3 protein-coding genes are annotated in these 1,895 nt (G+C 72.1%); all 3 read left to right on the top strand.

Annotated features, from left to right (window positions below; translation table 11 throughout):
• A partial coding sequence (locus tag G6018_RS02325; RefSeq protein WP_182638603.1) for an LmeA family phospholipid-binding protein occupies positions 1–732 on the top strand: 732 nt, incomplete at its 5' end.
• A 31-nt stretch (positions 733–763) separates the two neighbouring features.
• Positions 764–1,267: a metallophosphoesterase gene (locus tag G6018_RS02320; protein WP_179523417.1), complete on the top strand. Its 504-nt coding sequence runs from the start codon at positions 764–766 to the stop codon at positions 1,265–1,267.
• A 44-nt stretch (positions 1,268–1,311) separates the two neighbouring features.
• A partial coding sequence (locus G6018_RS02315; protein WP_182638602.1) for an NADP-dependent oxidoreductase occupies positions 1,312–1,895 on the top strand: 584 nt, incomplete at its 3' end.

The raw sequence follows: 1,895 nt of genomic DNA, 5'->3' as shown, positions 1-1,895 counted from the left end.
GACCGCGGCGACACCGGCGGGAGGCGTCGCGGCCCGATGATCGCCCTGATCGCCGCGATCGCCGTGGTGGGCCTGGTCGCCGGGGTGGTGGGGCTCGAGTTCGGCACCCGCAACGCGGTCGAGAACCGGATCCAGGAGGAGGTCACGGCCTCCCTCGGCAGCCCGGCGCAGGTGGAGTTGGGCGCGCGCCCGGTGATCCTGTCGTACTTCGGCGGTGACCTGGGCACCGTCCGCATCACCACCGACGGCAGCCCCGCGGAGGGCGGAGGCGGCCCCGCCCCCGCGATCGACATCACCGCCGAAGGGGTCAGCTCGGCCGACGACCTCACCTACGTGGACTCGCTGACCGGGACCGCCTTCGTCTCCGACCAGGCCATGTCCACCGCCGCACAGCAGGATTCCGCGGGCGACAGCATGCTCGGCGGTCTGATCCAGGTGCAGGAGATCGTCTCGGACCCGGCCTCGGGAACGCTCCGTGTCTCCATCAGCGGCCTGGCCGAGGCGATCGTGACCCCCCGGTTGATCGGCGGAAACCTGGAGATGGATCCGTCCCAGGCGTCGATCCTCGGTTTCGCACTGCCGCCCGAGCTGCTCGGCGGCACCGTCTCGATGATGGACTCCGCTCTCGCCGAACTCCCCGAGGGCGTCCAGCTGACCGGGGTCCGCGTGGTCCCGGGCGGCATGGTCGTCGACCTCAGCGGACGCGACGTCGTGCTGGAGTCGACCCGGTAGTCGACTGCCGGTCGCACGGCACACTGAACCCATGCGCCTGCTGATCATCGCCGACACCCACGTCCCGACGCGCGCCCGCGATCTCCCGCCCCGGGTGTGGGACGAGGTCGACGGTGCGGACGTGGTGGTCCACGCGGGCGACTGGATGGACGTGGCACTTCTCGACGCGGTGGAGGAACGCTCCACCCGGTTGGTCGCGTGCTGGGGCAACAACGACGGACCCGAGTTGCGCGCCCGGGTGCCCGAGGTGGCGCGCGTGACCCTCGAGGGGGTGCGGGTGGCGGTGGTGCACGAGACCGGGCCGTCGGCGGGCCGGGACAGGCGCATGAGCGAGGCCTATCCGGACACCGACGTCCTGGTGTTCGGTCACTCGCACATCCCGTGGGACACCACCGCGGCGAACGGCTTGCGGTTGCTCAACCCGGGTTCCCCCACCGACCGCCGTCGGCAGCCGTACTGCACGTACATGACCGCCACCCTCGCCGACGGAGTGGTGGGCGAGGTCGAACTGCACCGGCTTCCGCCGACCCGGTAGGTGGCGCCGGGCGGCGGCCGACGGATTCTGCCACCCTGGGACGTATGACCACCGAAGCCACCATGCGTGCCGTGACCCAGTACTCCCTCGGCGATCCGGACGTCCTCGTCGTCTCCGAGCAGCCCCGCCCCGAGCCGCGGACCAACGAGATCCTGGTGCGCGTCAGGGCCACCAGCGTCAACCCCACCGACTGGAAGCACCGCGGGAACGGCGGGTTCCTCGGGGAGCCGCCGTTCGTGCTCGGCTGGGACCTGTCCGGGGTCGTCGAGGCGGTCGGCATCGGAGTGGCCCGGTTCGCCCCCGGCGACGAGGTCTTCGGCATGCTCTCCTACCCGTTCGGGCACGGCGCCCACGCTGACTACGTGACCGCGCCCGCGGCCTGGTTCGCCCCCAAGCCCGCCTCCCTCGGCCATGTGCAGGCCGCCGCGCTACCGCTGGTGTCGCTGACCGCATGGCAGGCGCTCGTGGAGTACGCCGACATCCAGCCCGGTCAGCGGGTGCTGATCCACGCCGCCGCCGGCGGGGTGGGGCACGTGGCGGTCCAGATCGCCAAGGCCCGGGGCGCGTACGTGATCGGCACCGCCAGCGCCGGCAAGCACGGGTTCCTGCGAGACCTGGGCGTGGACGA

The sequence above is a fragment of the Dietzia sp. DQ11-44 genome, from assembly GCF_014145205.1.
In the GTDB taxonomy this organism is placed as follows: domain Bacteria; phylum Actinomycetota; class Actinomycetes; order Mycobacteriales; family Mycobacteriaceae; genus Dietzia; species Dietzia natronolimnaea.
This window is presented reverse-complemented; position numbering and strand designations above follow the sequence as displayed.